The organism is Ruegeria sp. YTSA075, from assembly GCF_059610245.1.
In genome coordinates this window covers 43,244-68,951 of sequence record NZ_JBXWNG010000009.1, presented here as the reverse complement: position 1 = coordinate 68,951, position 25,708 = coordinate 43,244, and the positions used below count along the sequence as shown (strand labels likewise).

Genomic DNA, 25,708 nt, shown 5'->3' with positions numbered 1-25,708 from the left:
CTATGGCTGAAATCCGCTACTACCGTTTGAGGTTTGTTGTTTCCTGCAACATCTCATCCACGGTTTGGATCACCGTCGCGTTCGAGGAATAAGCGCGCTGGGTTTGGATCAATGATGTCAGTTCGGTCGCGACATCGGTCGTCGATTCTTCGCGGGCGAATGAGATCAACTCACCCGTGGGCCCCTCACCGGCATTCCACAGGAAGAAGGTTCCGCTATCGCGTGAGGGTGCGTAGGTCTGACTGTCCAATGCGGTAAGTCCGTTTGGATTGGGGACATCCGCCAGCGGGATCTGGAACATACGGCGGCTGACGCCGGTATCATAGAGCGCGTAGACATACCCGTTTTCATCCACCTGAACGCTTGTCATGGTGCCGACCGCTGCGCCATCGCGAGTGATGGAAACCGGGGCGAAAGTGTCGGACAGTTGCGTGATGCCATCCGCGTCGCCGATCAGACCGATGTTCACCTCCATCGGGCCGCCCGCCACATTGACGACAACACTGCCTGTGGCTGGATCGTAAGCGCCGCCCGATACGGCCGTCACACTTGCCAATGTCCCCCCGGCGGTGCGGCTGTCGGTGAAAGTGAGGGTATATTCCCCGATCACAGCGCCGCCCGATGCCGAATCGCGCAAGATCATCGTCCATTCGTTACTGGACCCAGTTGCCGGGACGGTTGGAACCAGTTCGATATCGATGTTCTCGGATTTGCCCAGATTGTCAAAGTATTCGACTGATAAGGGTTGAGTGTCGCCGGGTGAACCGGCGTCGGTTGCTGTGGCGGGCAGGTTCATCCGCAGGTTCATCTGTGTCGTTGGTGCGCCCGACAGTTGATTGACGCTCAGCTGTACAGGCTCCAAAGCTGCGGGGGTATCGCGCGGAACCGGGGGAATTGTACCGTCGGAATTTGCGCGCCAGCCCAGCAGAACCAAACCGGATTCGGTTACCAGATAGCCCTGGTCATTGGTACGGAACGAACCGGTTGTGGTCAGCAGCATCTCATTCGAACCACCCGCGATTTGCGAGCTATGGCGTACGGGTAGCATCCCACGCCCGCGCACGGCCAGATCGGTTGAGTTGTTCGTTGTTACCAGCGACCCACGCTGGTCGATCATGCGCTGGCTTGTGGTTCTGACCCCGCCGGCGGAATAGCTGCCGCCCTGGCCGGACGTGACCATGGAATGAAAATCCGTCTCGACCCGTTTATATCCAAAAGTCGATGAGTTCGCGATATTGTCCGAAATCGTAGCCAGCCTGTTGGCATTTGCCTTCAGCGCGGCGACACCGGCATTTAGCGAAGAGGAAATTGTCATCGGCACGCCCTTCTGTTGCGTCAATCAGTGATGCAACAGCTAACGCACCGCCCCTTAACAGCGCGCTAACAGGTAAAATGCGTTCTATCCTTTATGGGTCGCGCAAAAAGATCACCTCGATCCGGTTGTTGCGGGGCGCCATCGGGTCATCGCTGTGCAATTTGCGGTCGGCATGACCCGTCACCCGATCCAGCCGGGGTGGCGAAACGCCCTTATCCTGCAGCATTTGGCGCATGGACTGCGCACGCGATGTCGACACATCCCAGGCTGGATCATGGGCCAGAACCACCGGAGAGGCGCTGACATGACCTTCTACCGCAATGGGGTTGGTGACCAGATCTGATGCGCGTGCAATCAGCAAGGCCAGCGCCCGCATCACCGGTGTGGGTTTGTCTGTACCCGATTCGAACAAGGGCTGATCTTCGGTATCGAACAGCTCGACGATCAGGCCCTCATCCGTCACCCGCGTGACGATATGTTTCAGCAGCTTGTCCGACACTACGCTTTCGCCGGTGCGACCTAAGAGCTGCGCCTCCAGCGTCGAGAAATCCTGCTTGGCGCCTTTGCCATCGGCGTCCAAACCGGTGGTCCCGCGCGCCTTGCGGGCATCGGTTGGGAACCGGGCGGTGGCCCCTTTGCCATCCATGACCAGGGTTTCTTCTGAAAATACACTGTTGCCGCCAAACGCCCCGTCACCCCCGCCTGAATCGGGGCTGATCGGGATTGCAGGCGAGAAGTAATCCGCCAGCCCCTTGCGTTGCGTTTCGGTCGTTGCGTTCAGCAGCCACATCAACATGAAGAAGGCCATCATGGCCGTGACGAAGTCCGCATATGCGACCTTCCACGCGCCACCGTGATGGCCATCGCCACCCGACACACGCTTCTTCTTGATGATGATTGGCGCCGCATTGGTCTGCGCACCCATCTCCACCACCTTTTTTATCACCCGGATAAAGGCTTAGCAGTGCAGGTCTTAAGGGCGGTTTAACACTTAAAACTGTTCGGATTTCACCTTACATCGGCAGGCTGGCTGAGGCGCGGCGCAGAATCAAAGACAGACGATTAAAGCTGTTTTCAATCCCCTCAGGATCGGCTCTCCCCAGGAAACCATCCAACTCCTGATGTACCTTGACGGCCTGATCCAGTACCGGGTCGGCGCCTTCGGTATAAAGCCCCGCTTTGATCATCACTTCGGATTGTTCGTAGCTGCCGACCAGCCTGCGGGTTTCGGTGATCATCTGATTTTCAGTCTCAGACGCTGCCGCTGGAAGGGATCGAGACACCGAGCGACTCAGATCAATCGCCGGAAAACGGCCGCGTTCGGCGATGTCACGGCTGAGCACGATATGTCCGTCCAGTACCCCGCGCAGAATGTCGGCGACCGGTTCGTCCATATCTGATCCGGCGACCAGAACGCTGAACACGGCGGTGATGTCGCCTTGTTCCGGCGTGCCGGGCCCGGCGCGTTCGCAGAGCCTTGAGATGAGGGGCGTGACCGAAGGAGGGAAACCACGCAGCGAAGGGGCTTCCCCCATCGCAACGGCAATCTCGCGATGGGCCTCGGCAAAGCGGGTGACCGAATCGGCTAGAAACAGAACGCTCAACCCCTGATCACGCAGATATTCGGCCACCGACATGGCCGACCAGGCGCACCTCCGTCGCGCCAAGGCGGATTGATCTGACGTGGCTGCGATCACAACCGACCGTTTCATTGCCTTAGGGCCAAGGGCATGGGTGACAAACTCATTCACCTCGCGCCCGCGCTCACCCACCAGGGCTACCACGACCGCATCGGCCTGCATTGATTGCGCCAGCGTGGCCAGCAGGGTCGATTTCCCAACGCCAGAGCCCGCGAACAGACCAATGCGCTGCCCGCGGACGATGGGAAGCATGGTGTTGAGCGCGGCAAGACCGGTCGCCATCCGGGCCCCCAATGGCTTGCGATCAACAGCGGGTGGCGGAGGATGCATGATGTCGCGTTCCTGCGTACCACCCAAAAGCGGTTTGCCATCCAGCGGTTTGCCGAACGGGTCTATCACCCGACCCAGCCAATGCATCCCAGGTGCAAAACCCGGCGAAGGGTCTAGAATCACCCGATCCCCCAGGCTCACGCCATCGGCTGTGCCTCCGGGCATCATGTGAATATGGTCTGTATCCACATGCAACACCTCGCCGGTCAGATCGGGCCCGGAGCGGCGGTGCAGAGTCAGCAAATCCCCGACGCACGCTTTTTGGTTCAACCCACTGATTTCTATGGTGCCTTGTGCAACGCCAGACACCAGCCCGACATGACGTGCCGTATTCATCCGATCAAATTCGCATTTCAGAAGCATAGGGTCGAGGTCTGACATCGTGGGTTCTCCAACTGAGTTCTGAAAACTGTTTCTAAAGGAATCGGGGTTAAGCCTTGATTGAAATTGATCGAGGGAGAAGCCCCGATGTTCTATGACCTGAACGTCTTTAAGACAGCGCACGCAATGGCAACCCATGCTGGACAACGGCAGGCCGTCATCGCGCGCAACATGGCCAATGCAGATACACCGGGGTACCAGCCCCGCGATATTGAGGCCTTTAAATCAGCCTTCGAAAACACCGGTCCACAAACGCAGATGATGGCCACCCGGCATGGGCATCTGAATGGTGTCGGCATGACCGGGCACAGCTGGGCTGAGTTTGCAGCCGACCCCAGCGGTGATCCAAATGGCAACGGTGTGTCACTGGAAGAAGAGATGCTGAAAGCCGTCGACGTCAAACGGCAGCATGACAGGGCGCTGGCCATCTATAAATCCTCGATGAACGTTCTGCGCACCAGTCTGGGTCGCGGGTAAGCGGAGGGTGAGATGAGCGATTTTTCCCACTCCCTCACGGCCTCGGCCAGCGCTTTGCGAGCGCAGGCGGCCCGGCTGCGTCACGTGTCCGAGAATATCTCGAACGCGGATACGCCCGGATACCGGCGCAAGACGGTTCCGTTTGAAACGGTGCAGCAGGACGGCAAAGCCATGGTGCAGGCCGGGCGCGTGCAATTGGATCGTCGCGATCTGCAACGCGTGCACGACCCAAGCCATCCGATGGCGGATGAAAGCGGGCACTACCTGGGCTCAAATGTTGATCTGATGATCGAGATCGCCGACGCGCGCGAAGCGCAGCGCAGTTACGAGGCCAATCTCAAGATGTTCGACCAGACGCGCAAAATGTCGTCGTCGCTAATGGAATTACTCCGGAAATAAAGGAACGCCAGAATGGATATCCGATCCCTTACCGCCGCGCAGAACTATGCCGGCGCACGCCCCGCCACGCAGGCCGACCCTGATCACAGCGCTATGGCGCAGGGGATGCGCGCGTCTTTTCAAGACTTTGCGGCGACGCTGAAACAGAGCGAGCAGATATCGCAGGCCGCGATGACCGGACAGGCGGATCCGCACGCGCTGGTGCAGGCGCTGGCCCAGACCGAACTGGCCGTCGAAACTGCGGTTATCGTGCGGAACAAGGTGGTCGAGGCCTATCAGGAAATCCTGCGGATGCCGGTCTGAGCGATGCTGAGCGAAGGTTTGTTCTATGACATCGTGCGCCAGGCGCTGTGGATCGCGGTGATCACCTCGGTTCCCATCCTCGCCGTGGCGTTGGTGTCGGGGTTGGTCGTTGGTCTGTTCCAGGCGCTGACCTCGGTCCAGGAAATGACCCTGACCTTCGTGCCCAAACTGATCGCAATCGTCATCGTGTTCTGGATTTCCATGGGCTTCATGACCCAAACGCTTGTCACCTTTTTTACAGGCACCCTGGTGCCGCTGATCGCCGGAGGTCGCTGATGGATACCGCCTATGTCACTTTATCCCGTCAATCCGGGTTGATGAACGAAATGCGGCTGGTGGCGAACAACATCGCCAACGCCAATACCACCGGCTATCGTCAGCAGGGGTTGGTGTTCTCGGAATTCATTCGTGACATGCCCAATACGCCGTCCCTGTCCATGAGCCGGGCCGAGGCGCGCAATACCTCTCTGCAACAGGGGGTGTTGACTGAGACCGGAGGGCAGTTTGACTTCGCCATCGAGGGTGAGGGGTTCTTTATGCTCGAAACGCCCGACGGCAATCGCCTGACGCGGGCGGGCAGTTTCACACCAAATGCGCAGGGTGATCTGGTGGCCGCGGATGGTTCCGCCGTTCTGGACAGTAATGGATCACCGGTGTTCATTCCCCCGGATGCGGCGACCATCGATGTCGGCGCGGATGGAACGCTCAGCGTAAATGGGCAGTTGTTGGGGCAGATTGGCGTCTATCGGGTGGCTGATCCTACGACTTTGGTTCGTGAAGGCAACACGCGCTTTCGGCCTCAGGGCGATGTCGATCCGGTTGATGAACCCGTTGTCCTGCATCGCTTTCTGGAAGGATCCAACGTGAACGCGATTGAGCAGGTCACGCGCCTGATCGAGATTCAGCGCGCCTATGAGCTGGGTCAAAGCTTTCTGGAAACCGAGGATGCGCGTGTGCGCGGGGCCCTCGATGCGCTGATGCGCTGACCTGAACAAGGAGAATTTGATATGCGTGCTTTGAAAATCGCAGCCACAGGCATGACGGCGCAGCAGATGCGGGTGGAGACGATCTCGAACAACCTCGCGAACATGAACACCACCGGTTACAACGCCCGACGCGCCGAATTTGCCGATCTGCACTATCAGCAGATGGCACGCGCTGGCGCAGTCAATGCGTCGGACGGTACGGTTCTGCCGACAGGTATCCAACTGGGTCTGGGGGTTCGCCCCGCCGCTGTCTCGGTCCAGCTGGCGCAAGGCGCGCTGTCGGCCACGGGTAGTGACCTCGACGTTGCCATCGAAGGGCGCGGTTATCTTGAGGTGACGCTGCCAAATGGGCAATCCGCCTTTACGCGCGACGGTAGCCTGAAGCGATCCGCCGAAGGGCTGATCGTCACGTCGGACGGGTTCGCCGTGGCGCCTGAGATCACGATCCCCGATGATGCGCGGTCGATCTCGATCAACGCCTCCGGTGAAGTCTACGCCTATTTCGACGACACACCCGAAGGGCAGTTGCTGGGTGAGTTTTCGCTGGCCAGTTTCTCCAATGCCAAAGGGCTTGAGGCGATTGGCAGCAATCTGTTCAAAGAAACCGAAGCCTCGGGCGCGCCAATCCAGGGTGTGCCTGGCGAGGATGGGCTTGGCACCTTGCGACAGGGATACCTGGAAGACAGTTCAGTCGACGCCGTGCGCGAGGTCACTGAACTGATCGAAGCGCAACGCGGGTATGAGATGAACGCCAAAGTCATCACCGCCGTCGATCAGATGATGAGCGCTACGACACAGGTGCGCTGATGAGGGTTCTTGGTCTGATCTTTCTAATGGTGGCGCCGATAAGTGCACTTGCCGATATAGTGGTCCCGACCCGCACGATACGCGCGAAAGAGGTCATTTCGGCGGCTGATCTGGAATTGAAACACGCTGATATGCCCGGCGCGGTAAGCGACCCCGAGGAGCTGATCGGGTTTGAGGCACGGGTCGCCTTGTATCCGGGCCGGCCGGTACGTGCGGCAGATGTCGGCCCGCCGGCCATCGTGGATCGGAATGATTTGGTGGTCTTGGTCTTCAAGCGGCAACCCCTGTCGATCACCACCGAGGGGCGGGCCCTTGGGCGCGGTGCCGTGGGTGAACGTATCCGGGTCATGAACCTGTCGTCCCGCACAACGGTCACCGGTCTGATCCGGCCCGATGGTCAAATCGAGGTAAAGTAATGTCTAGACTGTCTAAACCCTTTCTGCTGACGATTTTCGCGCTTTCGGCCTGCAGCCGCTTTGATCACCTGGGCAAACCGCCCAGCTTTACACCCAAAGACGACTCACCCGAGCAGGTGGCGATGCTGTGGCCGGGATTGCCTTTGCATACTCAAACCCAGCGCGCGGTCGATAGATCATCGCTCTGGAGTGGTGGCCAGCAATCCCTTCTGGGTGATCAAAGGGCGATCAAGAAAGGCGATATTCTGACGGTCGTCATTGAGCTGGACGAAGAGGCGGAATTCTCGAACAATACCAGCCGCTCGCGTTCGGGTTCGGAATCCCTTGAGGTTCCTAACCTGTTCGGCCTGCCTCAGCGTGCGGAAGACCACTTGCCCGAAGGGGTAACGTTAGAAGATGCGGTTGGGATTGAATCCGATTCCGCCAGTTCCGGCCGCGGATCGGTCCGGCGAAACGAGAAGCTGACCTTGCGGGTCGCCGCGACCGTTCTGGATGTGTTGCCAAACGGTGTTTTGTCGATATCGGGATCGCAGGAACTGCGGGTCAACTTTGAACTGCGAGAGCTTTTGGTTGCTGGCTATGTCCGCCCCCAAGATATCTCGCGCAAGAACGAGATCACCTATGACAAAATCGCGTCCGCCCGCGTGTCTTACGGTGGGCGCGGCCAGATCACCGATGTTCAGCAACCTCGTTTGGGTCAGCAAGTGCTCGACTCGCTATTGCCCTTCTGAGGATTGCATATGATGAAGATCTTGCTTCCAGTCGTGTTTCTTGTGCTGGGTCTGGGCGCCGGGATTGGTGCCGGTGTGTTCTTGATGCCTGAAAAAGCACCCGAGGCTGTTTCCGAGGAAAAAGAGACCAAGGAAAAGCCGGATAAAGGCGACAAGAAAGACAAAAATGATAAGAAAAAAGTATCAAAAAAAGCTGCGAAAGACGATGAGGCAGGCGGCTTTGAGTATCTAAAGCTGCCCAAGCAGTTTGTTGTTCCCGTGGTCAAGGATGACCAGATCACGGCGATGGTAACGATGTCTCTCAGCATCGAGGCTGATCCGGCGATCACCGAAACATTTTATGCTATCGAACCCAAATTGAGGGACAGGTTTCTGCAGGTGCTTTTTGATCATGCCAATACCGGCGGATTTGACGGGATATTTACCGAGTCCGACAATCTGACCGTGTTGCGCAAAGCGCTGCTGGAAGTTGCGCGCAAGGATTTGGGCTCAGATGTCTCTCAGGTTTTGATCATGAGCGTGAACCGGCAAGATAGCTGATTTCGTTCTTGCCTGACCGGTCACGGCCAGGCCTTTAAAGGTTCGAGCGCGTCTTGTCTTTTGCTTTTTGCTGCGCATCACGCATGGTCTCGGATACAGATGCGATGGCCTGCTGGCGCCCGAACGCAGTCCGAAGTTGTTGCATCGCGACCAGTTTCTGAGCACGCACACGCGCCAGCTCCATGTTCAATTGGCGGCGCGTCGCAGATTCCCAGGCATTCCAAAGGATATCCGTTCCGGTAACACGATAGCCTTCGGCCCCTGCACTGTCCTGTCGTGCCTGTGTCACCTGATTGTCCAACCGCACCAATTGTGTCTGTACCTGTGCTTCTGCCTCGATCACCGGGCGCAGCGCCTGATGGTGCTTCTGAAACATGGCATCGGTTGCCATCTGCAAGGCCGAGAGTTTTTTCAGATTCATCGGATCTGACCTTTCGCCCGTTTGCGCATTGCTTCGGCAAATCGGATCGCAGCCGCGACAGGGCGGTAGTGTTCCTCTGGAACTTCCTCGCCGATATCCACCGTTGCGTGCAGGGCACGGGCTGTAGGTGGGTCAGAATGGATGGGAACACCGGCCTCACTGGCGGTCGATCTGATTGCAGCTGCGACTTCGTCCACACCTTTGGCCACGCAAACGGGTGCGGAACCCGGCGTGCGCGACCATTTGAGGGCCACGGCGAAATGGGTCGGGTTGACAATGATGACATCCGCCGTGGGCACGTCAGACATCATCTGGTTGGTTGCAATTTCCTGAGCGCGTTGACGCCGCTGTTGTTTCACATGCGGATCACCTTCGGCGTCTTTGGTTTCGTCCTGTATTTCTTTGCGGGACATGCGGTTTTTGCGCATATGCTCGGCATATTGCCAAATGTAGTCGATGACGCCGATGGCGAATGCGATGGTGATCACGATGAATAGAAACCGAAACAGAAGGTTCATCATCAGCAGGATAGATGATATCGCAGGCGCTGCGCTTGCCGAAACGATCTCGGTCAGGTTTGCCTTTAGGAACAAGGCCAGACAGATACCGTAGATCAGCAGTTTCGAGAAGCTTTTGGCAAACTCGAACAACCCGCCGCGCCCGAATTTGTTTTTTGCATTCGAAACGATCGAAATGCGCGATATCTTGGGTTTCAGTTTGGTCGGCGCAAAGATTAGCGCGCGCTGGGCGATCAGGCTCAGCAGGACAGCGGCCGCAGGGATCGCAAAAAGCATGGATACTGGTATCAAGGCTCCTCGCAAAAGTCCGGCTACTGGTGTGGTGGCTGGCCCGGTCGTCAATAGCTGCGCCAGAGTATCCGACTGATCAATCATGACCATAAACAATGTGCCCAGATGCTGGGCCGTGTACTGACCGGCGGTTAACAGCGCGATGATCAGCCCGGTATAGCCGGCGACCACGGACAGGTCGCTGGATTTGGCCACCTCACCCTTTTCACGTGCTTTTAGCAGTTTCTGGGGGGTGGGTTCAAATGACTTGTCACTGTCATCATCCGAGGCGCTCATGGTGTAGCTCCGGCCGGGTTGATCAGAAAGCCGTTCAAGGCGTCAGACCAGACTGACAGGATCAGCGGCGCACCGGCAAAGAGCAGAAACAGGCCTGCGAACGTGATCGCAGGGGCCCCGACAAAGGCTACCATAAGCTGCGGCATCGCTCTGTTGATGACGCCCAGCGCCAGGTTGTAGATCAGTGAGGCGATCACGAACGGGGCCGCCAGCGCAAACGCCAGATTGAAACTGGACGAGATCTGAGCGACCCCCCATTGCGACAGGTCCGAAGAGGCGGGAAGGCTGCCCATCGGGAACATCGCATAGCTGTGGATCAGGAACTGGGCGGCGCGGATATGAAGCCCCAGGATGACGGCCAGGGTCAGCCCGGCCAGCATCAAAAAGTACCCCATCGCCGGAAGAGGGTCAGCTGCCCCACCCAGTAGTTGCGAGAGCGAGGTGGACTGCGCGGCGATGGCTCCAGCGGTTTGTAAGGCCAGAACGAACAGGCGCAGCCCGATACCAAGGACCATTCCGACCAGAACCTCCGTTCCCACCAGGCGCACCATGGGCAAAAAACCGGGCGCAAGGTCTGGCGGTGGAACGGCGGATAAGATGATCAGTGTGAAGGCAATCGAAATGCCCAGTTTCACACGCACGGGAATGCTGCGTTCGCCAAAGGCGGGCAACAGCGACACGAAGGCCGAAACCCGCAATAAAACCGCAAACAGATGCCAGAGGTTTTGGCCGATCGGCCCCAATAATTCTGGCGGTAAGGCGATCATGCAGGAATGGTTCCGACCAGGGACGGGCGTGCCTCTAGCCCGATCTCTTCAAACGACAGAACCGGGTTTGCAATGCCCCGCGCCTGCATGATTGTGCGCAGCAACCGACGCCGCCGGGTCGAGGTTACGACGGCTGGAAACAGCCCGTTATCTGCAGACTTGGCAACGCTGCTGACCACGCCATCGGCCAGTTTGTTGAACAGATTGGGGGGCAGCGCGACATCTAGCCCGGCATTGGGTGCGTCGATCTGGTAGCTGGCGAACGTATCCTCCCACTCCGGCGCAAGTTGGATCAGGGGGATCGATCCGTCTTCGCGCTTCATTTCGGCGACCAGTTGGAAGCCCAGCCGCTGGCGAACGATCTCGCAAATGCCTTCGGGTTGGGTGGTGGTCAGCCGTGCCTCGGCCACGCTTTCCAGGATCAGGGCCATGTTGCGGATCGAAACGCGCTCGTCCAACAACAGCCGGAGAACCGCGTGCAACGTGTCGATCGGAACTTTGTCCGGGATCAGTTCGTCCAGCAGTTTCTTATTCGCCTCGGCCCGCACCGGATCGCTCAGCCGGGTCATTTCAGAGAGCAGACGCCGCAGTGATTTCAGCGTCAACAGGCGCGAGAAGTTCTGTTTGATGATCTCCAGCAGATGGGTCGCCAGTATTTCGGGGGGTGAGACGATGGTGGCGCCGCTCAGCGCGGCATCTTCCTGATCTTTGGGCAATATCCAGCGTGCAGGGGCCCCGTAGACAGGTTCGGTCACGTCATTGCCGTCAGGCAGCAGGTCAAACCCGTCCTGCACCAGCGCAAGGACCAGATCGGGATTCAGAACACCACGCGCCTGTTCCACGCCCTGTACCTTGATCACATAGGTACCGGTTGGCAGGTCGGCGCGGTCGGTGAGGCGAATTTCGGGGAGGATCAGGCCGAAGGTCGAGGCGACATAAGTTCGCATATTGGCGATCCGCGCATCCAACCCGGTGCCCTGGTTCAGCACCATGCTGACCAGATCAGGCGCAAATTCCAGATGGACATCGTCGAGGTCCAGAATATCCCCGATGGCTTGCGATACGGGCGCGTCTGCCTCGTTCGATTGAGGTTCTGGCGCAAGCGCCTCTGCCTTTTGGCTGCGGTGGACGTGGTACGCCGCATAGCCAAGCACGCTCGCGCCGAGGATAAAGGGCAAAAACGGCAGGCCGGGCACCAAGGCAAACAGAACCATCAGCAGCGCTACCGTGGCGAGCGCTGCGGGGTGCTTGCCCAGCTGTGAGAAAATCGCGTTGTCGGTGGCCCCTTGGGTGCCGCCGCGCGCCAGCAGTAGGGCAGAGGCGATTGAGATGATCACAGCCGGAATTTGCGAGACCAGTCCGTCACCCACCGTCAGGATGGCATAGGTCTCGAACGCGGACGCCACCGGCATTCCATGCACGATCACGCCCATCACCAGCCCCATGACAAGGTTCAGCAGGGTGATCAATAGCCCGGCAACAGCGTCCCCTTTAACGAATTTCGAAGCCCCGTCGAGCGAGCCGAAGAAGGTGGTTTCCTGTTGCTCACGCTCGCGCCGCTCCTTGGCTTGCTGGTGGTCAATAGCCCCGGCGGACATGTCGCTGTCGATGGCCAGCTGTTTGCCGGGCATACCGTCCAACGCAAAGCGGGCCCCAACTTCGGCCATACGGGCGGCGCCCTTGGTGATGACCATGAAGTTCACAATCAGCAGCACGCCAAACACCACAAGACCCAGAAAGATGCTGCCGCCCATGACGAAATTGGCAAACCCTTCAATCACATCCCCGGCGGCGTTGGGACCGGTATGGCCCTGACCGATGATCAGCTTGGTCGAGGATACATTCAACGACAGCCGCAGCATCAGCGACGCCAGCAGGATCGTCGGAAAGGACGAGAAATCCAGCGGGCGTTCAATGAACAAGGTCAGCGTGAAGATCAGAATCGCCAGCGCGAAAGAGGCGGCCAGCCCCACATCCAGCACCCAGGCGGGCATGGGCAGGATCATCATCACGATGATCGTCATCAGCGCCAGCGCCAGCAAAACGGTGGGCGAGAACAGGGATCGGGGGTCGATCTTAAGCAAGCTGAACTCCTAGTTGAAGGCGATGAAGGCCGTGGCGCCGCCGCCGCTTGGCACCAGTGATCCCAGCATTCCCTGCCCCGATTGCGTGGGCTGAAGCGGGATCAGCGGGGCGGCAGCGTCGGTGAATGGATCGCGTGACATCGCTGCAGTTTGTGCCGCGGGTGCTGTATCCAACTGGGCCAACACGGTCTGGAATCGGCCTTTGTAGGCGCGCGCCAAATCAGGTGTGCGCGAATGATAGGCCCCCGCGGCGGCAGGCCAGGACCCCAGTTCCGTATACAGGTCCTTCAGAAATCGCGCGGCATAAAGGGCATTTTCATCCGGATTGAACATAGCGTCGATGGAGCGGAATGCCGCGCCGTGCCAACGATAGTTGAGTTGAAAACATCCGACATCAAAGCTGCGTTTGCCCGCTTTGAACACGTTGAACACATAAGATTTAGCCTCGATTTCGGTATCGAACCAAACCCCTTGCCCTTCGACATTGATGGTCCAGGGCCAAGGGGTGTAGTGGTCGCCAAAGCTGCGACCGGTTTCAACCCGCGTTATCGCGCGCAGCACATCCAGCGGAACATCTTCGGACAATGACGCCCTGCGCGCCGCCTGATCGCAGATATCACCGGTGCGCGCATCGGGCAGGGCAAAACCCGCCTGTGCGGTCAGCACTTGCGTCACTAAAAGAGAAAACAAAAATTGGCGTGTTGGCATTCTGCCGGTCCGGGATTCTGATCTGTCCCGGCCAAGCTAGCCAAGCATTGGTTTACAGGCGGTTATCGGCGGTTCATTTTCGGTCGATGCGCCGACCGAACACCACGCTGGTATTGGTGCGCAAAACGCCGGGGATTTTGGCCAGATCATCGACCAGAATATCCAGATCTTCGATCCGGGGAGCCTCGGCCGACAGCAGAAGGTCAAACTCGCCATTGATTGACAAGCAGAGTTTAACCTCGGGGTAGGTTTCCAGCCGCTTGATGATACGGGTGGTTTCCTTTTGCTGCACTTCAAGCAGTACAATCACCTGCACCCGAGGCGCGTCATCGGCTGTGCTCAAAACAACGGAATAGCCTGCGATAACGCCGCGTTCTTCCATGCGCTTGATCCGCTCGTGCACCGTGGTGCGGGCCAGGCCCAGCTTTGCTGCGATGGTCGTGGTAGTGTCACGGGCGTTGTGTTGCAGAGCTGCGATGATGCGGCGGTCAATCTGATCCATGAGGTCTCCGGCATGGGGTCATATTGGTGTAAAGCAGGTTTGCACCGCGGCTCAAGGTTTCTGCGTCGCTTGGATGTGGTCGGACCGGGGCCAGATCGACAGGGCGGTGATCAGACCCAGACTGGCAGCACTGCCCGTACCAGCCAGCGCGATTGTTGCCCCAAACCGTGTCATCAGCCAACCAGCGAGCGGGTACAGCACCAGCCAGCAGGCGTGAGTAAGTGTGAATTGGGCGGCGAAGGCGGCCGGGCGATCCTCGGGCTTGGCCGAACGGGTCAGCAAGCGGCCCGACGGCGTCATGGACATGGAATACCCAAACCCGGCCAGCACCCAAAGCCCGGTCAGCATCGGCAGTGACAAGGTTGTGGCGCTTGATACGATGGCTGCAAGCACCATCGTGGCCGTTCCAATTGTCGCACCGGTCAACATGACCCGTCGCTCCGGCACCTGATCCAGCAAGGGCGGCAATAGAAACGCTGCGATCATCGATCCCCCGCCGAAGCCCGCAAGGGCAATGGCCACAGCGCTTTCGGGCAGGCCGAGATCGGATCGCACCAAGACCACCGTATTCACGATGACCATCGAACTGATTGCCGCAGCGCACCAACTCAGCGCCAGCAAACCGCGCAGGCGGGGTGTCGCCAGGTAAAGACGGATGCCGCGTGTGGTCCGGTCATAAATGCCTTTGCGTCCAGATGGTTTGGGCGATGGGAGGATCACCGAGACCACCAGAAGGGCCGAGGCGATAAAGCCGAGGCTTGTGCCCAGAAACAGAGTGTTGAAGCTGACAAACAGCAACAAAAGCGCCGCCAGAGTCGGACTAAGCAGGCTTTCAAGGTCATAAGCCAGGCGCGACAGAGACAGAGCGCGGGTATAGTCGTGCTCATCCGTCAGCACATCGGGGATCGTTGCCTGAAAGGCCGGGGTGAACCCTGCCGAGGCCGATTGCAGCACAAAGATCAGAACAAAGACCTGCCAAATATCCGTAACAAAAGGCAGGCACAGTGCGGCGGCTGCGCGAACAAGGTCAAGAACCACCAGCAGTTTGCGCCGATCAAGCTGTTCCGCAAAGGCTGCCGCAAGTGGGGCGATGGTTACATAGGCAATCATTTTGATGGTCAAAGCCGTACCCAAGACCAACCCCGCGGCCTCGCCCGCCAGATCATAGGCCAGAAGGCCAATCGCGACAGTGGCCAACCCCGTTCCCGTCAAGGCAACGACCTGCGCGGCCAGCAGGTGGCGATAGGTTCGGTTGTGCAGGACGCTGAGCATAGGTCAGACATGCTCCGTAAGGGGTATGGGTTTCAATTGCCCCCATCGTGTTCGGTTGGGATACGACCATCGGGGAGACTGGCCATTATGAGCCACTATCCAACAATTTAGGCGGATAACAAGACGCGTTGACCTTACAAGCCGGACGGCGTTGAGTTTAGTGTCCAAACCGCCTATCTCGGGGTGCGAGACCGCACAAAGGATAAATCCGTGGCGAACCATCTGTATAAGAATGACCTGCCGGACGGGCTGGACCTGGGGCCTGTCGTGGCCATCGACTGTGAAACCATGGGGCTGAACCCGCATCGGGATCGCCTGTGCGTGATCCAGATGTCCGGAGGCGATGGCAACAGCCATATTATTCAAGTCGAAAAAGGACAGACTGAGGCTCCGAACCTGTGCGCCATGCTGGAAAATCCCGATGTGCTAAAGCTGTTCCACTTTGGTCGGTTCGATATCGCCGCGATGTATCATGCGTTTGGGGCGCTGGCGGCTCCGGTCTACTGCACCAAAATCGCCAGCCGTCTGGTGCGCACGTATACCGACCGTCATGGGCTTAAGAACCTGTGTCAGGAGCTGATCGGCGTCGATATCTCGAAACAACAGCAGATGAGCGATTGGGGCGCTGAAACCCTGACCGATGCGCAGTTGGATTATGCCGCGTCAGACGTTCTGTATCTGCATCAACTGCGCGACGCGTTGGACGGGCGGCTGGACCGCGAAGGTCGGTCCGAGATGGCGCAAGCCTGTTTTGACTTCCTTCCGATGCGTGCGAAACTTGACCTCGCAGGCTGGCCCGAAACGGATATTTTTGCGCACTCATGACTGATACCGAAGCTTTCCTGAAAACAGCCCGACAGGTTGTCACCGATGAGGCCCGCGCGCTGGACGTGTTGGCCGATAGTCTGGACGCGCATTTTGTAGAGGCGATTCAGATGATCCTTCAGGCCACGGGCCGTCTGATCGTCAGCGGGATCGGTAAATCCGGCCATATCGGTCACAAGATCGCAGCAACCCTGGCCAGCACCGGAACGCCTGCCTATTTCGTGCATCCCGCCGAGGCGAGCCATGGCGATCTGGGCATGGTGTCGAAGGGCGATGTGGTTTTGGCGATCTCGAACTCTGGCGAAGCGCCGGAACTGGCCAACCTGTTGGCCTTTACCCGCCGGTTCGGCATTCCGTTGATTGGTCTGTCCAGCAAGCCTGAAAGCTCGCTGATGAAACAGGCCGATGTTCATTTGCTGATCCCATCGATGGGTGAGGCCTGCGGGTTCGGCATGGTGCCTTCGATCTCGACGACATTGACCCTGGCCATGGGCGATGCGCTGGCGATCGCGTTGATGAAGTACCGTGATTTCAAGCCCGAGAACTTCCGCGACTTCCACCCCGGCGGTAAGCTGGGCGCGCAGCTGAGCAAGGTGCGGGACCTGATGCATACGGATATGCCGGTTGTGACCTCTGAAACTCCGATGAGTGATGCCCTGCTGGTCATGAGCCAAAAGAGCTTCGGTGTTGTGGGGGTCACTGACGAGGCCGGGCGCCTGTTGGGCATCGTCACGGATGGTGACTTGCGTCGGAACATGGATGGCTTGTTGGAGAAATCCACCCAAGAGGTGATGACCCGTGACCCGATGACCATTGCACCCAATGCTTTGGCCGAAGAAGCGGTGGCCATCATGAATGACCGCAAGATAACCTCACTTTTTGTGGTCGACCCGGATGCAGGTGGGCAGGCGCAGGGGCTGCTGCATATTCACGACTGTCTGCGCGTCGGGCTGGGTTAAGGAGTGGCAGAGGTGGACCGCTATTCCCGCATGGTACAGTTCCTGAAGGTTCTGTTGCCGCTTGCGGCCATTTTGCTGCTGTCCACCGTATTCCTTTTGTCGCGTAGCATTGAAACCAATGTATCGGGCCCGTTTACGCAGCAGGATATCGATGCGCGTTTGGCTGAACAGGTGGTCACGCAGCCCGATTATCGCGGCACCACCCGCAAAGGCGAAGACGTGCAGATCGGTGCCACAAAAGCAACGCAAGGCACAGAAGGGTCGATGCCAACAGCCTCGGAGTTCCAGGGTCGGTTTGGGTTGCTAAGCGGTGGCGCAATCACGCTGGATTCGAATTCAGGCATGATCCGCCCCGACAAAGGCACAGCGACCTTTGTGGGTGATGTGGTGATCAGAACAGCAGATGGCATCGAAGTTACCACCGATTTGCTGAACACCGCTTTGGACGAAATCCGGGGGGATACGCCGGGTCAGGTCAACGGAACCGGCCCCATCGGTGATTTTTCCGCGGGTCGCATGACGTTTGGGGCCGAAAAAAAGGACGGCCCGGTCCATATTCTTTTTACAGACGGCGTGAAGCTGGTGTATGAGCCTCAGAAAGCAGAAAGATAACCTGTGTTTGATTTTCGTTTCGTCCTTTTGAGTTTTGCGCTTGTAACAGGTGCTGTTTCTGCAACTGCGCAGCAGGCGCAGGTGGCTTTTGGTGCTACGCGCGCGGACCCGACCCTGCCGGTTGAGGTGACCTCGGAAACCCTGAATGTGAACCAACAGGACGGCTCGGCCGAGTTTGTCGGCAATGTGGTTGTCGTGCAGGGCGAAATGCGGCTGACGGCCGAACGGGTTCTGGTGATCTACAATCAGGAACGATCCGCCATTGACCGGCTGGAAGCGACCGAGAATGTGGTTCTGGTCAGCCCGCCCGACGCGGCAGAAGGCGATTGGGCCGAATACACTATCGACAGCGGCGTGATCGTGATGCGGGGCAATGTGTTGCTAACCCAAGGGCCCAGCATCATCAGCGGTGATCAGATGAATGCAAACCTGACCACAGGCACCGCAACCATGACCGGCCGGGTCAAAACGATCCTGCAGCAGGGGAACAACTGATGGCGCGTCCCCAACTGTCGGTCGCCGAAGGCAATTCCGGGCTTCGGATTGAAAAGCTGCGTAAATCCTATCGGAAGAAAACCGTTATCCGCGACGTGTCGATGACGCTGGACCGGTCCGAAGTTGTTGCGTTGTTGGGCCCAAATGGTTCAGGCAAAACCACAACATTCTATTCTGTGGCCGGGCTGGTCTTTCCCGAAGCAGGCACAGTGACGATTGACGGCCAGAATGTCACCACCTTGCCGATGTACCGTCGCGCCAGGATGGGGATCGGTTATCTACCGCAAGAGATGTCGATTTTTCGGGGTATGAGTGTTGAGGACAACATCGCCTCGGTTCTTGATATCACCGTCAACCATGCGCACCGCCGCAAAGAGCGACTGGAAGAACTGCTGTCGGACTTTTCCATCGAACATCTGCGCCGCGCGCCGGCGCTGGCCTTGTCCGGTGGCGAACGGCGTCGGGTCGAGATTGCGCGCTGTCTCGCTGCTGATCCGAAATACCTGCTACTGGACGAACCCTTTGCGGGTGTTGATCCGATCAGTGTGGGCGATATTCGCCACTTGGTCGCGGATTTGAAAAAGCGCGGGATCGGGGTTTTGATCACCGATCACAATGTTCGTGAAACGCTGGAAATCGTCGATCGCGCCTATATTCTGCACGACGGTCAGGTGCTGATGTCCGGCACGCCGGGCGAAGTGGTGGAGAACGAAAACGTGCGCCGCGTCTATTTGGGCGAAAACTTCCGTATTTCATAGACTTGCGCGGAATTGCGCCGGGCGCATGCTGGAAATCGCGTATATACGCACTTGTTTTGATTGACTCTTCCGCCGCCTCTTGGCTCAATTGGGCCATGGCATTTATTCGGTTCCAGACTGGATCTCGATGTCCCTTCCCCGAAGGGTCGGGTCAACAGCAACCGATCAGAATGTCGATACCCCCCACCCGATAAAAACAAGTACGTTGCGCGATGCAGCGTCAGAATGGGTGTGAATTGTGAAGGAGATCACATGCGTTACCAAATCAGCGGAAAACAGATCGACATCGGCGCGGCCCTGCAAAACCACGTGCAGACCGAGCTGGGCGAGGTCGTTGGCAAATATGCCCAGCGTCCGACTGATGCCAACGTCGTCTTTTCCCGTTCAGCGCATGAATATGTTTGCGAAACCACTGTCCATTTGTCGACGGGCCTGACGGCGCAGGCCAAAGCCCATGCGACCGAGATTTACGCGGCGTTTGAGGCGTGCTGCGACAAGATGGAAACACAATTGCGCCGCTACAAGCGTCGTCTGAAAGACCATCACAAAGATCGGTCCGAGCCGGTTGAACTCTTTGGAGCGTCCTCTTATATCCTCGCCTCTGACGAATCGGACACGGCTGATGAACCCGAATCGCTGCAGCCCATGATTGTGGCTGAGATGGAAACAAAGATCCCATCGCTCAGCGTCGGTGAGGCCGTTATGCAAATGGAACTTGCCGGCGCCCCGGTGCTGGTGTTCAGGAATGAAAACAAGGATGGGTTGAATGTCGTGTATCGTCGGGATGACGGTAACATCGGCTGGATCGATCCTTAACAGGCAAGATTGAAAAGGCGGGGTCCCGCATTTGCCGGGCCCGCTACGGAGCATGATCATGGAGCTTTCGAGCATTCTGAAGCCCGAAGCAGTACGTGTTTTGTCAGCAGCTTCCAGCAAGAAGCGGCTGTTCCAGGAAATCGGTGAGGTCGCTTCGGCGACGCTGGGTCTTGAGGCCCAGTCCATCGTTGATTGCCTGTTGGAGCGTGAAAGCCTTGGCCCAACAGGTGTTGGCCATGGCGTGGCCCTGCCGCATGCACGCCTGCCCGAGATCACCGGCGTATCCGGCGTATTTGTGATGCTGGAGAAACCGATCGATTTTGGATCGGTGGATCGTCAGCCGGTGGACATCGCCTTTTCCCTGTTCGCCCCTGAAGAGGCGGGCGCAGATCATCTGAAGGCATTGGCCCTTGTGTCACGTACCCTGCGTGACAGTTCGGTCTGTGCTAAGCTGCGGGCCAACCCTGATCCGGTCAAGCTCTATGCTATTTTGACCGAAGCACAATCGATGCAAGCTGCTTAGAGACCTGATGGAATAAAAAAAGCCCCCGAGATTCGGGGGCTTCTTTTATTGGGTGTATTCCCGGATCAGCCGCCGGTTCCCATCTCCAGCGTCCACCAGATTTTCCCGCCATCTTCCTGATGCCAGGCAAAGCCCATCTGAGTCGCCTTGGGGTCCATGATCACCGAACGCGGGCCGGATTCCTGCATCCAGGCAGCAAGTGTTTCTGTTTCAGTTTCATAGGTTTCCGAAATCGCCTCGCCCAGGAACGTCCCGAAATACCCGACCCGAGCGGCGCGGTCGATGGGGGATGAGCCGTCCGACCCAAAATGCCAGGGGCGATTCTGCCGGGCCATATCCTTGGAATGTGTCGCCGCAGCCGCGTTGAGCTGTGAGTTGAGCTGTACAGCCTGCAACCCTTGGGCCTGACGCAGCGCATTAACCGAATCCAGCATCCGGAACTGCAGCTTTTCGGGGTTGCCGCGAATTTTATATACGGTGGGCAAGGGGCGGCCATCAGCACCCAAGGTGGTGGGCCCAGTGGTGGTACATGCCGCCAGCGCGACAAGGCAAAGCAAGAGTAAAGAAACGATACGCGTCATGATCGACCTGATGATTGTGTCGTTAACGGGCATACCGTGCCAGACGGTGCGGGGCAAACGCCCAATGTCACAGGGCCGCATGATTCTGCCGGTTTGATTTGCGACTGAAGCATTCTGGCAATAGAATGCCCAAAAATTCAGAACTCGCCCTCGCAAAGGACCGCACTCATGGTCAAGAAACGCATTTCCTCTCAGACCCGTCGGGGTTTCCTGTCTGGCGCGGCTGCCGTGGTGGCAAGCCCGGCGTTGGCGCAGTACATCCCGGGCGATCCATTGCGCCCTGCGCCCGAGCCCGAAGCTGCCGTGCGCCGCAACGTCTCGGGCTTTCGTGCGCTGGAGTGGCAGCCTTACTTCTCGAACACCAGAAACGGGGCCATTCTGGTCGATACGGTGTCGCGGGCGCTGCATTATTGGTCAGATGACCAAACTGTGTACAAACTCTACCCGTCATCGGTGCCGTTGACCGAAGAAATGACCCGACGTGGCCGCACCAGCGTCATCCGCAAGGTCGAGGGCCCAAGCTGGGCGCCGACCCCGTCGATGAAGAAGCGGAATCCTGAATGGCCCGACTATATCCCACCCGGACCGGATAACCCATTGGGAACACACGCTTTATATCTTGGGTGGAAGTACTACCGCATCCACGGAACGCATGACACGCGCAAAATTGGCCGGAAATCATCGAACGGCTGCATCGGTCTGTTCAATGAAGACATCGCCGAACTGTTTTCGATGGCCAAAGTCGGCACGCAAGTGTTGCTAATTTGACGACATTTTCGCGCAGCTGGTGGCTTGGCGTTCAAGTTGCAATTGCATTCCAACCGCTTTGCTGATTAGAAAAAAACCACGAGGTAAGTCTTAGATGCGCGTTCCAAAAAACTGGAATCGCGCAAATTCTGGAGGTTAATATGAAAAAACTCGTTCTCGCCGCTGCTCTGACTGCTGCTGCTTCGACCGCATATGCGGGCAACCTGGAAGAGCCGGTTGTTGAAGCACCTGTTGTTGTCGAAGAAACTCAGGGTTCTTCGCAGGGCATCCTGCTGCCTCTGATCCTGCTGGTCGTTGTGGCCGCAGCTGTTGCAGCTGGCTAAGCTCACGAGCTTTATCCAGAGAAAAGGCGGTGGAGCGATCCACCGCCTTTTTTCATGCATGAAAGCTGGGGCTGATTAGTCCAGCCAGCCCTTCAGATTGTCTTCGATGATCTTGCCCAGCGCTGAGATGTGCGAATCGTCGTCATTGAGGCAGGGAATGTAAGTAAAGCTTTCGCCGCCTGCCTCTTCAAAGCTTTCCTTGATCTCTTCGTTGATCTCTTCCAGCGTTTCGATGCAATCGGCGGAAAAGGCCGGCGCGATCACGGCGATGTTCTTTTTGCCCTGACGCGCCAGATCAGCCACGTGATCCACGGTATAGGGTTTCAGCCACTCCTCAGGCCCGAAACGGGACTGGAAGGTGGACACAATCTGATCATCCGACCAGCCCAGGCGTTCTTTCAGCAGTCTGGATGTCTTTACGCATTGGCAGTGATAGGGATCGCCCTGTTGCAAATAGCGTTCGGGCATCCCGTGATAGGAACACACAAGCACATCTGGCTTGGCGTTCATAGCGGCATAGGCTTGCTCGACTGACTGCGCCAATGCCTCGATATAGGTGGGTTCGTCGTAGTAGGCCGGTACGGTGCGGCTGGCTGGTTGCCAGGTCTCTTCCATAAGGGCGCGAAAGAACTGATCATTGGCCGTTGCGGTCGTCGCCCCGGCATAGTGTGGGTAAAGCGGAAAAAACAAGATGCGGTTGCAGCCCTCTGCCACCATCTGGCGTACCTTGGACTTTGTCGACGGATTGCCGTAGCGCATGCAGAAATCGACCATCACCTGATCGCCATAGCGCGCCTGCATCGCATCGCGCAGCTTGGCGGTTTGATCCTTGGTGATCGTCATCAACGGGCTTTCGCCCTTATCGTGGTTCCAGATCGATTTATACGCCTCGCCCGAGCTGAAGGGCCGTTTGGTCAGGATGATGCCCTGTAGGATCGGCTGCCATTTCCAGGCCGGGTAGTCGATCACGCGGCGGTCCGACAGAAACTCGTTCAGATAGCGCCGCATCGGCCAGTAGGTGTAATCATCCGGCGTACCCAGATTGGCCAGCAGAATACCCACGCGCCCCATCTTGACTTTGGGGTGATCGGCTGGAGCATGCGCAGGGCGGATTGCATCGAACATTTGGGTCTTCCTGAGTTTTTACATTCTGGCCTGAGATAAAGGGAAAAACCCAATCGTCAATCGGGCAGTTTGCCCTCATCCGTGTTCAGCGCGTCGGCAAGGCGCATCTGAGCCGATCCCGGGCGCAATGGTTTGGGTTGGTTGTCATCCGGTGACCATCCGGTCAGACAGATCATGTCGAACGTGGCGGGCAGGCGGCCATCAGGCGTGGCAAAATGATCGGCATAAACCACTTGCGCACGCGCAAATACCTGTTGACGGGTAGGTGACTTCAGTCGGTCAGTCAGCACATTGGTCTCTCCCATTGCCCGCAAATCATGCATCAGATGAGTCAGATCGCGATATTCGGCCGTCAGAGGCACTGCATCTGCCACGGGCAAGGCCAGACCGGCCCGCTGAAGCAGCGCGCCCAGGTCCCGAAGTTCTGCCATGGGGGCGATCCGGGGGCTGAGCCCGCCTGTCACCTCAATCTCGGCCTGACCGAGCGATGCGCGCAACTGATGCAGGGTCTCCCCACCCAGACACACAGCCAGCAACAAGCCATCAGGGCGCAGGGCGCGGCGGCATTGGATCAATTGCCCGACCGGATCATTGGCCCAATGCAGCGCCATCCCGTGAACGATCAGATCATGTGCGCCTTGGGTCAGGGCAAGGGTTTCGTCATCTGCGACGATCCGAGCGTCCGGCAATACGTCATGCCAGATATGTGGAAACGGAGTCACAATCGCCGGTGCCGTAAAGGTTCTGTTAACCATGCTCAGCCGATCCTGAACCTCGCCCACGGCGGCGCGGTGCAGGAACAGGGCACTATCCTGAACCCGCGCGCGGCGGCGCGACAGGGTTGGACGATCAAAAAGCGAGGGCGCATTGGACACTGGCAGCTTCATACCCCGCAAGTATCGCATTTGGCAGCGCGTGCAAACCGCGTTGCAACTGGTCTACCCACCCAGATGCCTGAGCTGCGGTGCCTTGACCGACTCGGATTTTGGCCTTTGCGGACAGTGCTGGCGCGACACGCCATTTATTGGCGGGACGGTTTGCGACAGTTGTGGTGTGCCGGTCCCGGGCGAGGGCGATGGGCATCGGATCGACTGCGACGATTGCCGAAAGACACAACGCCCCTGGCAAGACGGTCGGGCCGCCTTGTTATATGAGGGGCGCGCAAAGTCTCTGATCCTGGCACTCAAGCACGGGGATAGGCCCGAACTGGCCCGGCCTGCCGCACGCTGGATGGCACAGGCAGGGCGTGACCTTATCCGGCCTGACATGCTGATCGCTCCGGTTCCGCTGCATTGGTCCCGCATGATAAAAAGGCGTTACAACCAATCCGCGCTTCTGGCCCAACACCTGGCCGCTGAAACGGGGTCAAAGGTCTGCCCGGACCTGCTGGTGCGCCACAAACGTACCCCTGTGCTGGACGGTAAAACCGCTGCGCAACGGGCTGAGGTTCTGGCTGATGTCATCGCGCCGCATCCCAAGCGACGGCAACAGATCTCGGGGCGCGATGTCCTGTTGGTCGATGATGTGATGACATCCGGAGCGACGCTTGCGGCGTGTACGCGGGCGTGCCGCGCTGCCGGGGCAAATCATATTTCCGTGTTGGCGCTGGTACGCGTTGCCAAGGATGCCTATTTCGCCCAAGATTGAGCGAAACCCGAAGGGACGGAAACATGAAACCGGTTGAAATCTATACATCGCCGCTTTGCGGCTTTTGCCATGCCGCAAAGCGCCTGCTGAAGCAAAAAGGCGTTGAATTCAAAGAAATCGACGTGCTGATGCACCCCAAGCGCAAGCCCGAAATGATCCAGCGCGCGGGTGGTAAACGTACTGTGCCGCAGATTTTCATCGGTCCTGACCACGTGGGCGGCTGTGATGACCTTTATGAGCTGGACCGCCAGGGCAAGCTGGATCGTCTTTTGGCGGCCTGATGAAAACCGCCCTGCTGCAAATCACCTCAACGGACGACCCGGCCGCGAATCTGGATATGGTTCGCAACATGATGGCCGAGGCCGCCGCGCAGGGCGCGCAGTTCATCCTTACGCCCGAGGTCACGAATTGCGTGTCCAACAGCACCACGCGGCAGTGCGCGGTGTTGCAGCATGAGGAAGACGATATCACTCTGGCCGGTCTACGGGCACAGGCGGTCGAGTTGGGCGTTTGGCTGCTGATCGGGTCGTTGGGGGTCAAGACCCACGACCCGGATGGCCGCTTTGCGAATCGCAGCTTTATGATCAACCCGCTGGGTCAGATCGTGGCGCGGTATGACAAGATTCATATGTTCGACGTGCAGGTCACCGAAACCGAGACGTTTCAGGAGTCAAAAAACTACCGCCCCGGCGAACACGCGGTTGTAGCCAAGACTGATTTCGGCAAGGTCGGCCTGACCATCTGCTACGACATTCGTTTTCCTCATTTGCATGCCGCGTTGGCGCAGGCCGGAGCGCGTATCCTGACGGTTCCGGCGGCGTTTTCTCCCGTCACCGGAGCGGCCCATTGGGAATCGCTGTTGCGGGCGCGGGCGATTGAAACTGGCTGTTGGGTGCTTGCCCCGGCGCAAACAGGTGCACATCCCACCACGCGGGGAAAGACCCGCCATACCTACGGTCACAGCATGGTCGTGGCTCCGTGGGGAGAGGTCGTCATCGACGCAGGCACCAATCCGGGCATTCACTTTTTCGATTTGGATGATAGTTCTGTGACAGAGGCGCGCCGGCGTGTACCTTCGCTGACGCATCGCCGCCCTTTCGACGGACCCTGAT

Annotated in this window: 34 protein-coding genes; 21 read left to right on the top strand and 13 right to left on the bottom strand. The window is 58.2% G+C overall.

What is annotated here, in order from left to right; all coding sequences use genetic code 11:
- Nucleotides 1-19: 19 nt before the first annotated feature.
- From AC2FGE_RS15620 to AC2FGE_RS15610, 3 genes are all read right to left on the bottom strand, one after another.
- The gene (locus AC2FGE_RS15620; protein WP_496820154.1) at nucleotides 20-1,315 is read right to left on the bottom strand and encodes a flagellar hook protein FlgE; all 1,296 of its coding nucleotides are present in this window, start codon (nucleotides 1,313-1,315) and stop codon (nucleotides 20-22) included.
- 91 nt (nucleotides 1,316-1,406) lie between these two features.
- A complete protein-coding gene (locus AC2FGE_RS15615) occupies nucleotides 1,407-2,240 on the bottom strand; it encodes a flagellar motor protein MotB (RefSeq protein WP_496820153.1) in 834 nt (277 codons plus the stop codon).
- 88 nt (nucleotides 2,241-2,328) lie between these two features.
- Nucleotides 2,329-3,666: a FliI/YscN family ATPase gene (locus tag AC2FGE_RS15610; RefSeq protein ID WP_496820152.1), complete on the bottom strand. Its 1,338-nt coding sequence runs from the start codon at nucleotides 3,664-3,666 to the stop codon at nucleotides 2,329-2,331.
- 87 nt (nucleotides 3,667-3,753) lie between these two features.
- On the opposite strand from AC2FGE_RS15610, the gene AC2FGE_RS15605 reads away from it, so the two are divergent.
- Genes AC2FGE_RS15605 through AC2FGE_RS15565 form a run of 9 tightly spaced genes read left to right on the top strand, consistent with a single transcriptional unit; the run spans nucleotide 3,754 to nucleotide 8,325 of the window.
- A complete protein-coding gene (locus AC2FGE_RS15605; protein WP_480551469.1) occupies nucleotides 3,754-4,143 on the top strand; it encodes a FlgB family protein in 390 nt (129 codons plus the stop codon).
- Between the two features lie 12 nt (nucleotides 4,144-4,155).
- Nucleotides 4,156-4,542: a flagellar basal body rod protein FlgC gene (gene flgC, locus AC2FGE_RS15600; protein ID WP_170537180.1), complete on the top strand. Its 387-nt coding sequence runs from the start codon at nucleotides 4,156-4,158 to the stop codon at nucleotides 4,540-4,542.
- A 12-nt stretch (nucleotides 4,543-4,554) separates the two neighbouring features.
- Nucleotides 4,555-4,845 carry a flagellar hook-basal body complex protein FliE gene (gene fliE / locus AC2FGE_RS15595; protein ID WP_496820151.1) on the top strand — a complete coding sequence of 97 codons (291 nt, stop codon included), beginning with the start codon at nucleotides 4,555-4,557 and terminating at the stop codon, nucleotides 4,843-4,845.
- Between the two features lie 3 nt (nucleotides 4,846-4,848).
- Nucleotides 4,849-5,121, top strand: a complete 273-nt coding sequence (locus tag AC2FGE_RS15590) for a flagellar biosynthetic protein FliQ (RefSeq protein ID WP_480551472.1) — start codon at nucleotides 4,849-4,851, stop codon at nucleotides 5,119-5,121.
- A complete protein-coding gene (locus AC2FGE_RS15585) occupies nucleotides 5,121-5,831 on the top strand; it encodes a flagellar hook-basal body complex protein (protein WP_496820150.1) in 711 nt (236 codons plus the stop codon). Before AC2FGE_RS15590 ends, AC2FGE_RS15585 begins: the two co-directional genes overlap by 1 nt.
- A 21-nt stretch (nucleotides 5,832-5,852) precedes the next feature.
- Complete coding sequence (gene flgG / locus AC2FGE_RS15580; protein WP_496820149.1) at nucleotides 5,853-6,638, top strand: flagellar basal-body rod protein FlgG; 786 nt, start codon at nucleotides 5,853-5,855, stop codon at nucleotides 6,636-6,638.
- Entirely contained in the window at nucleotides 6,638-7,054 is a 417-nt protein-coding gene (gene flgA, locus AC2FGE_RS15575) for a flagellar basal body P-ring formation chaperone FlgA (RefSeq protein WP_496820148.1), read from the top strand. Before flgG ends, flgA begins: the two co-directional genes overlap by 1 nt.
- Nucleotides 7,054-7,785 carry a flagellar basal body L-ring protein FlgH gene (gene flgH / locus AC2FGE_RS15570; protein WP_496820147.1) on the top strand — a complete coding sequence of 244 codons (732 nt, stop codon included), beginning with the start codon at nucleotides 7,054-7,056 and terminating at the stop codon, nucleotides 7,783-7,785. The genes flgA and flgH overlap by 1 nt, the downstream gene beginning before the upstream one ends.
- A gap of 12 nt (nucleotides 7,786-7,797) precedes the next feature.
- Entirely contained in the window at nucleotides 7,798-8,325 is a 528-nt protein-coding gene (locus AC2FGE_RS15565; protein WP_496820146.1) for a flagellar basal body-associated protein FliL, read from the top strand.
- 34 nt (nucleotides 8,326-8,359) lie between these two features.
- On the opposite strand, the gene AC2FGE_RS15560 is transcribed toward AC2FGE_RS15565, so the two are convergent.
- From AC2FGE_RS15560 to AC2FGE_RS15530, 7 genes are all read right to left on the bottom strand, one after another.
- On the bottom strand, nucleotides 8,360-8,746 hold the full coding sequence (locus AC2FGE_RS15560) for a hypothetical protein (protein ID WP_496820145.1): 387 nt from the start codon (nucleotides 8,744-8,746) through the stop codon (nucleotides 8,360-8,362).
- Nucleotides 8,743-9,831, bottom strand: a complete 1,089-nt coding sequence (flhB, locus tag AC2FGE_RS15555; protein ID WP_496820143.1) for a flagellar type III secretion system protein FlhB — start codon at nucleotides 9,829-9,831, stop codon at nucleotides 8,743-8,745. Before flhB ends, AC2FGE_RS15560 begins: the two co-directional genes overlap by 4 nt.
- Nucleotides 9,828-10,598: a flagellar biosynthetic protein FliR gene (locus AC2FGE_RS15550; RefSeq protein ID WP_496820142.1), complete on the bottom strand. Its 771-nt coding sequence runs from the start codon at nucleotides 10,596-10,598 to the stop codon at nucleotides 9,828-9,830. The genes flhB and AC2FGE_RS15550 overlap by 4 nt, the downstream gene beginning before the upstream one ends.
- Nucleotides 10,595-12,622 (bottom strand): flagellar biosynthesis protein FlhA, encoded by a 2,028-nt coding sequence (flhA, locus tag AC2FGE_RS15545; protein ID WP_496820238.1) that lies wholly within the window; start codon nucleotides 12,620-12,622, stop codon nucleotides 10,595-10,597. Before flhA ends, AC2FGE_RS15550 begins: the two co-directional genes overlap by 4 nt.
- A gap of 69 nt (nucleotides 12,623-12,691) precedes the next feature.
- A complete protein-coding gene (locus AC2FGE_RS15540; RefSeq protein WP_496820141.1) occupies nucleotides 12,692-13,390 on the bottom strand; it encodes a transglycosylase SLT domain-containing protein in 699 nt (232 codons plus the stop codon).
- Nucleotides 13,391-13,463: 73 nt separating this feature from the next.
- Nucleotides 13,464-13,892, bottom strand: a complete 429-nt coding sequence (locus tag AC2FGE_RS15535) for an Lrp/AsnC family transcriptional regulator (RefSeq protein ID WP_496820140.1) — start codon at nucleotides 13,890-13,892, stop codon at nucleotides 13,464-13,466.
- Nucleotides 13,893-13,943: 51 nt separating this feature from the next.
- Entirely contained in the window at nucleotides 13,944-15,164 is a 1,221-nt protein-coding gene (locus AC2FGE_RS15530; protein ID WP_496820139.1) for an MFS transporter, read from the bottom strand.
- Nucleotides 15,165-15,374: 210 nt separating this feature from the next.
- Here AC2FGE_RS15530 and AC2FGE_RS15525 point away from each other — a divergent pair, with 210 nt between their 5' ends.
- The 7 genes from AC2FGE_RS15525 (at nucleotide 15,375) to AC2FGE_RS15495 (ending at nucleotide 20,152) form a co-directional block, all read left to right on the top strand.
- The gene (locus AC2FGE_RS15525; RefSeq protein WP_496820138.1) at nucleotides 15,375-15,989 is read left to right on the top strand and encodes a ribonuclease D; all 615 of its coding nucleotides are present in this window, start codon (nucleotides 15,375-15,377) and stop codon (nucleotides 15,987-15,989) included.
- The gene (locus tag AC2FGE_RS15520; RefSeq protein WP_496820137.1) at nucleotides 15,986-16,948 is read left to right on the top strand and encodes a KpsF/GutQ family sugar-phosphate isomerase; all 963 of its coding nucleotides are present in this window, start codon (nucleotides 15,986-15,988) and stop codon (nucleotides 16,946-16,948) included. The genes AC2FGE_RS15525 and AC2FGE_RS15520 overlap by 4 nt, the downstream gene beginning before the upstream one ends.
- 12 nt (nucleotides 16,949-16,960) lie before the next feature.
- The gene (locus tag AC2FGE_RS15515; protein ID WP_496820136.1) at nucleotides 16,961-17,560 is read left to right on the top strand and encodes an LPS export ABC transporter periplasmic protein LptC; all 600 of its coding nucleotides are present in this window, start codon (nucleotides 16,961-16,963) and stop codon (nucleotides 17,558-17,560) included.
- 3 nt (nucleotides 17,561-17,563) lie between these two features.
- A complete protein-coding gene (locus tag AC2FGE_RS15510; RefSeq protein ID WP_353012630.1) occupies nucleotides 17,564-18,055 on the top strand; it encodes an LptA/OstA family protein in 492 nt (163 codons plus the stop codon).
- The gene (gene lptB / locus AC2FGE_RS15505; RefSeq protein WP_170537150.1) at nucleotides 18,055-18,813 is read left to right on the top strand and encodes an LPS export ABC transporter ATP-binding protein; all 759 of its coding nucleotides are present in this window, start codon (nucleotides 18,055-18,057) and stop codon (nucleotides 18,811-18,813) included. Before AC2FGE_RS15510 ends, lptB begins: the two co-directional genes overlap by 1 nt.
- A 252-nt stretch (nucleotides 18,814-19,065) precedes the next feature.
- Nucleotides 19,066-19,629: a ribosome hibernation-promoting factor, HPF/YfiA family gene (gene hpf, locus AC2FGE_RS15500; RefSeq protein WP_496820135.1), complete on the top strand. Its 564-nt coding sequence runs from the start codon at nucleotides 19,066-19,068 to the stop codon at nucleotides 19,627-19,629.
- A 58-nt stretch (nucleotides 19,630-19,687) separates the two neighbouring features.
- On the top strand, nucleotides 19,688-20,152 hold the full coding sequence (locus tag AC2FGE_RS15495) for a PTS sugar transporter subunit IIA (protein WP_496820134.1): 465 nt from the start codon (nucleotides 19,688-19,690) through the stop codon (nucleotides 20,150-20,152).
- A 65-nt stretch (nucleotides 20,153-20,217) separates the two neighbouring features.
- On the opposite strand, the gene dalA is transcribed toward AC2FGE_RS15495, so the two are convergent.
- A complete protein-coding gene (gene dalA, locus AC2FGE_RS15490) occupies nucleotides 20,218-20,733 on the bottom strand; it encodes a divisome-associated lipoprotein DalA (RefSeq protein ID WP_496820133.1) in 516 nt (171 codons plus the stop codon).
- 168 nt (nucleotides 20,734-20,901) lie between these two features.
- On the opposite strand from dalA, the gene AC2FGE_RS15485 reads away from it, so the two are divergent.
- Nucleotides 20,902-21,501 (top strand): L,D-transpeptidase, encoded by a 600-nt coding sequence (locus AC2FGE_RS15485; protein WP_496820132.1) that lies wholly within the window; start codon nucleotides 20,902-20,904, stop codon nucleotides 21,499-21,501.
- Nucleotides 21,502-21,641: 140 nt separating this feature from the next.
- Nucleotides 21,642-21,824 (top strand): hypothetical protein, encoded by a 183-nt coding sequence (locus AC2FGE_RS15480; protein WP_170455786.1) that lies wholly within the window; start codon nucleotides 21,642-21,644, stop codon nucleotides 21,822-21,824.
- Nucleotides 21,825-21,899: 75 nt separating this feature from the next.
- Here the strand turns inward: AC2FGE_RS15480 and hemH are convergent, their stop codons facing one another.
- Together hemH and AC2FGE_RS15470 are read right to left on the bottom strand one after the other, a co-directional pair.
- Nucleotides 21,900-22,949 (bottom strand): ferrochelatase, encoded by a 1,050-nt coding sequence (gene hemH / locus AC2FGE_RS15475; RefSeq protein ID WP_496820131.1) that lies wholly within the window; start codon nucleotides 22,947-22,949, stop codon nucleotides 21,900-21,902.
- A gap of 56 nt (nucleotides 22,950-23,005) precedes the next feature.
- Nucleotides 23,006-23,836, bottom strand: a complete 831-nt coding sequence (locus AC2FGE_RS15470) for a methyltransferase domain-containing protein (RefSeq protein WP_496820130.1) — start codon at nucleotides 23,834-23,836, stop codon at nucleotides 23,006-23,008.
- On the opposite strand from AC2FGE_RS15470, the gene AC2FGE_RS15465 reads away from it, so the two are divergent.
- Genes AC2FGE_RS15465 through AC2FGE_RS15455 form a run of 3 tightly spaced genes read left to right on the top strand, consistent with a single transcriptional unit; the run spans nucleotide 23,817 to nucleotide 25,707 of the window.
- Nucleotides 23,817-24,596, top strand: coding sequence for a double zinc ribbon domain-containing protein (locus AC2FGE_RS15465; RefSeq protein ID WP_496820129.1), 780 nt, complete (start codon nucleotides 23,817-23,819; stop codon nucleotides 24,594-24,596). The two genes, AC2FGE_RS15470 and AC2FGE_RS15465, sit on opposite strands and share 20 nt — an antisense overlap.
- A gap of 23 nt (nucleotides 24,597-24,619) precedes the next feature.
- The gene (gene grxC / locus AC2FGE_RS15460; protein ID WP_480551495.1) at nucleotides 24,620-24,877 is read left to right on the top strand and encodes a glutaredoxin 3; all 258 of its coding nucleotides are present in this window, start codon (nucleotides 24,620-24,622) and stop codon (nucleotides 24,875-24,877) included.
- A complete protein-coding gene (locus AC2FGE_RS15455) occupies nucleotides 24,877-25,707 on the top strand; it encodes a carbon-nitrogen hydrolase family protein (RefSeq protein WP_496820127.1) in 831 nt (276 codons plus the stop codon). Before grxC ends, AC2FGE_RS15455 begins: the two co-directional genes overlap by 1 nt.
- The last annotated feature ends 1 nt before the right edge of the window (nucleotide 25,708 follow it).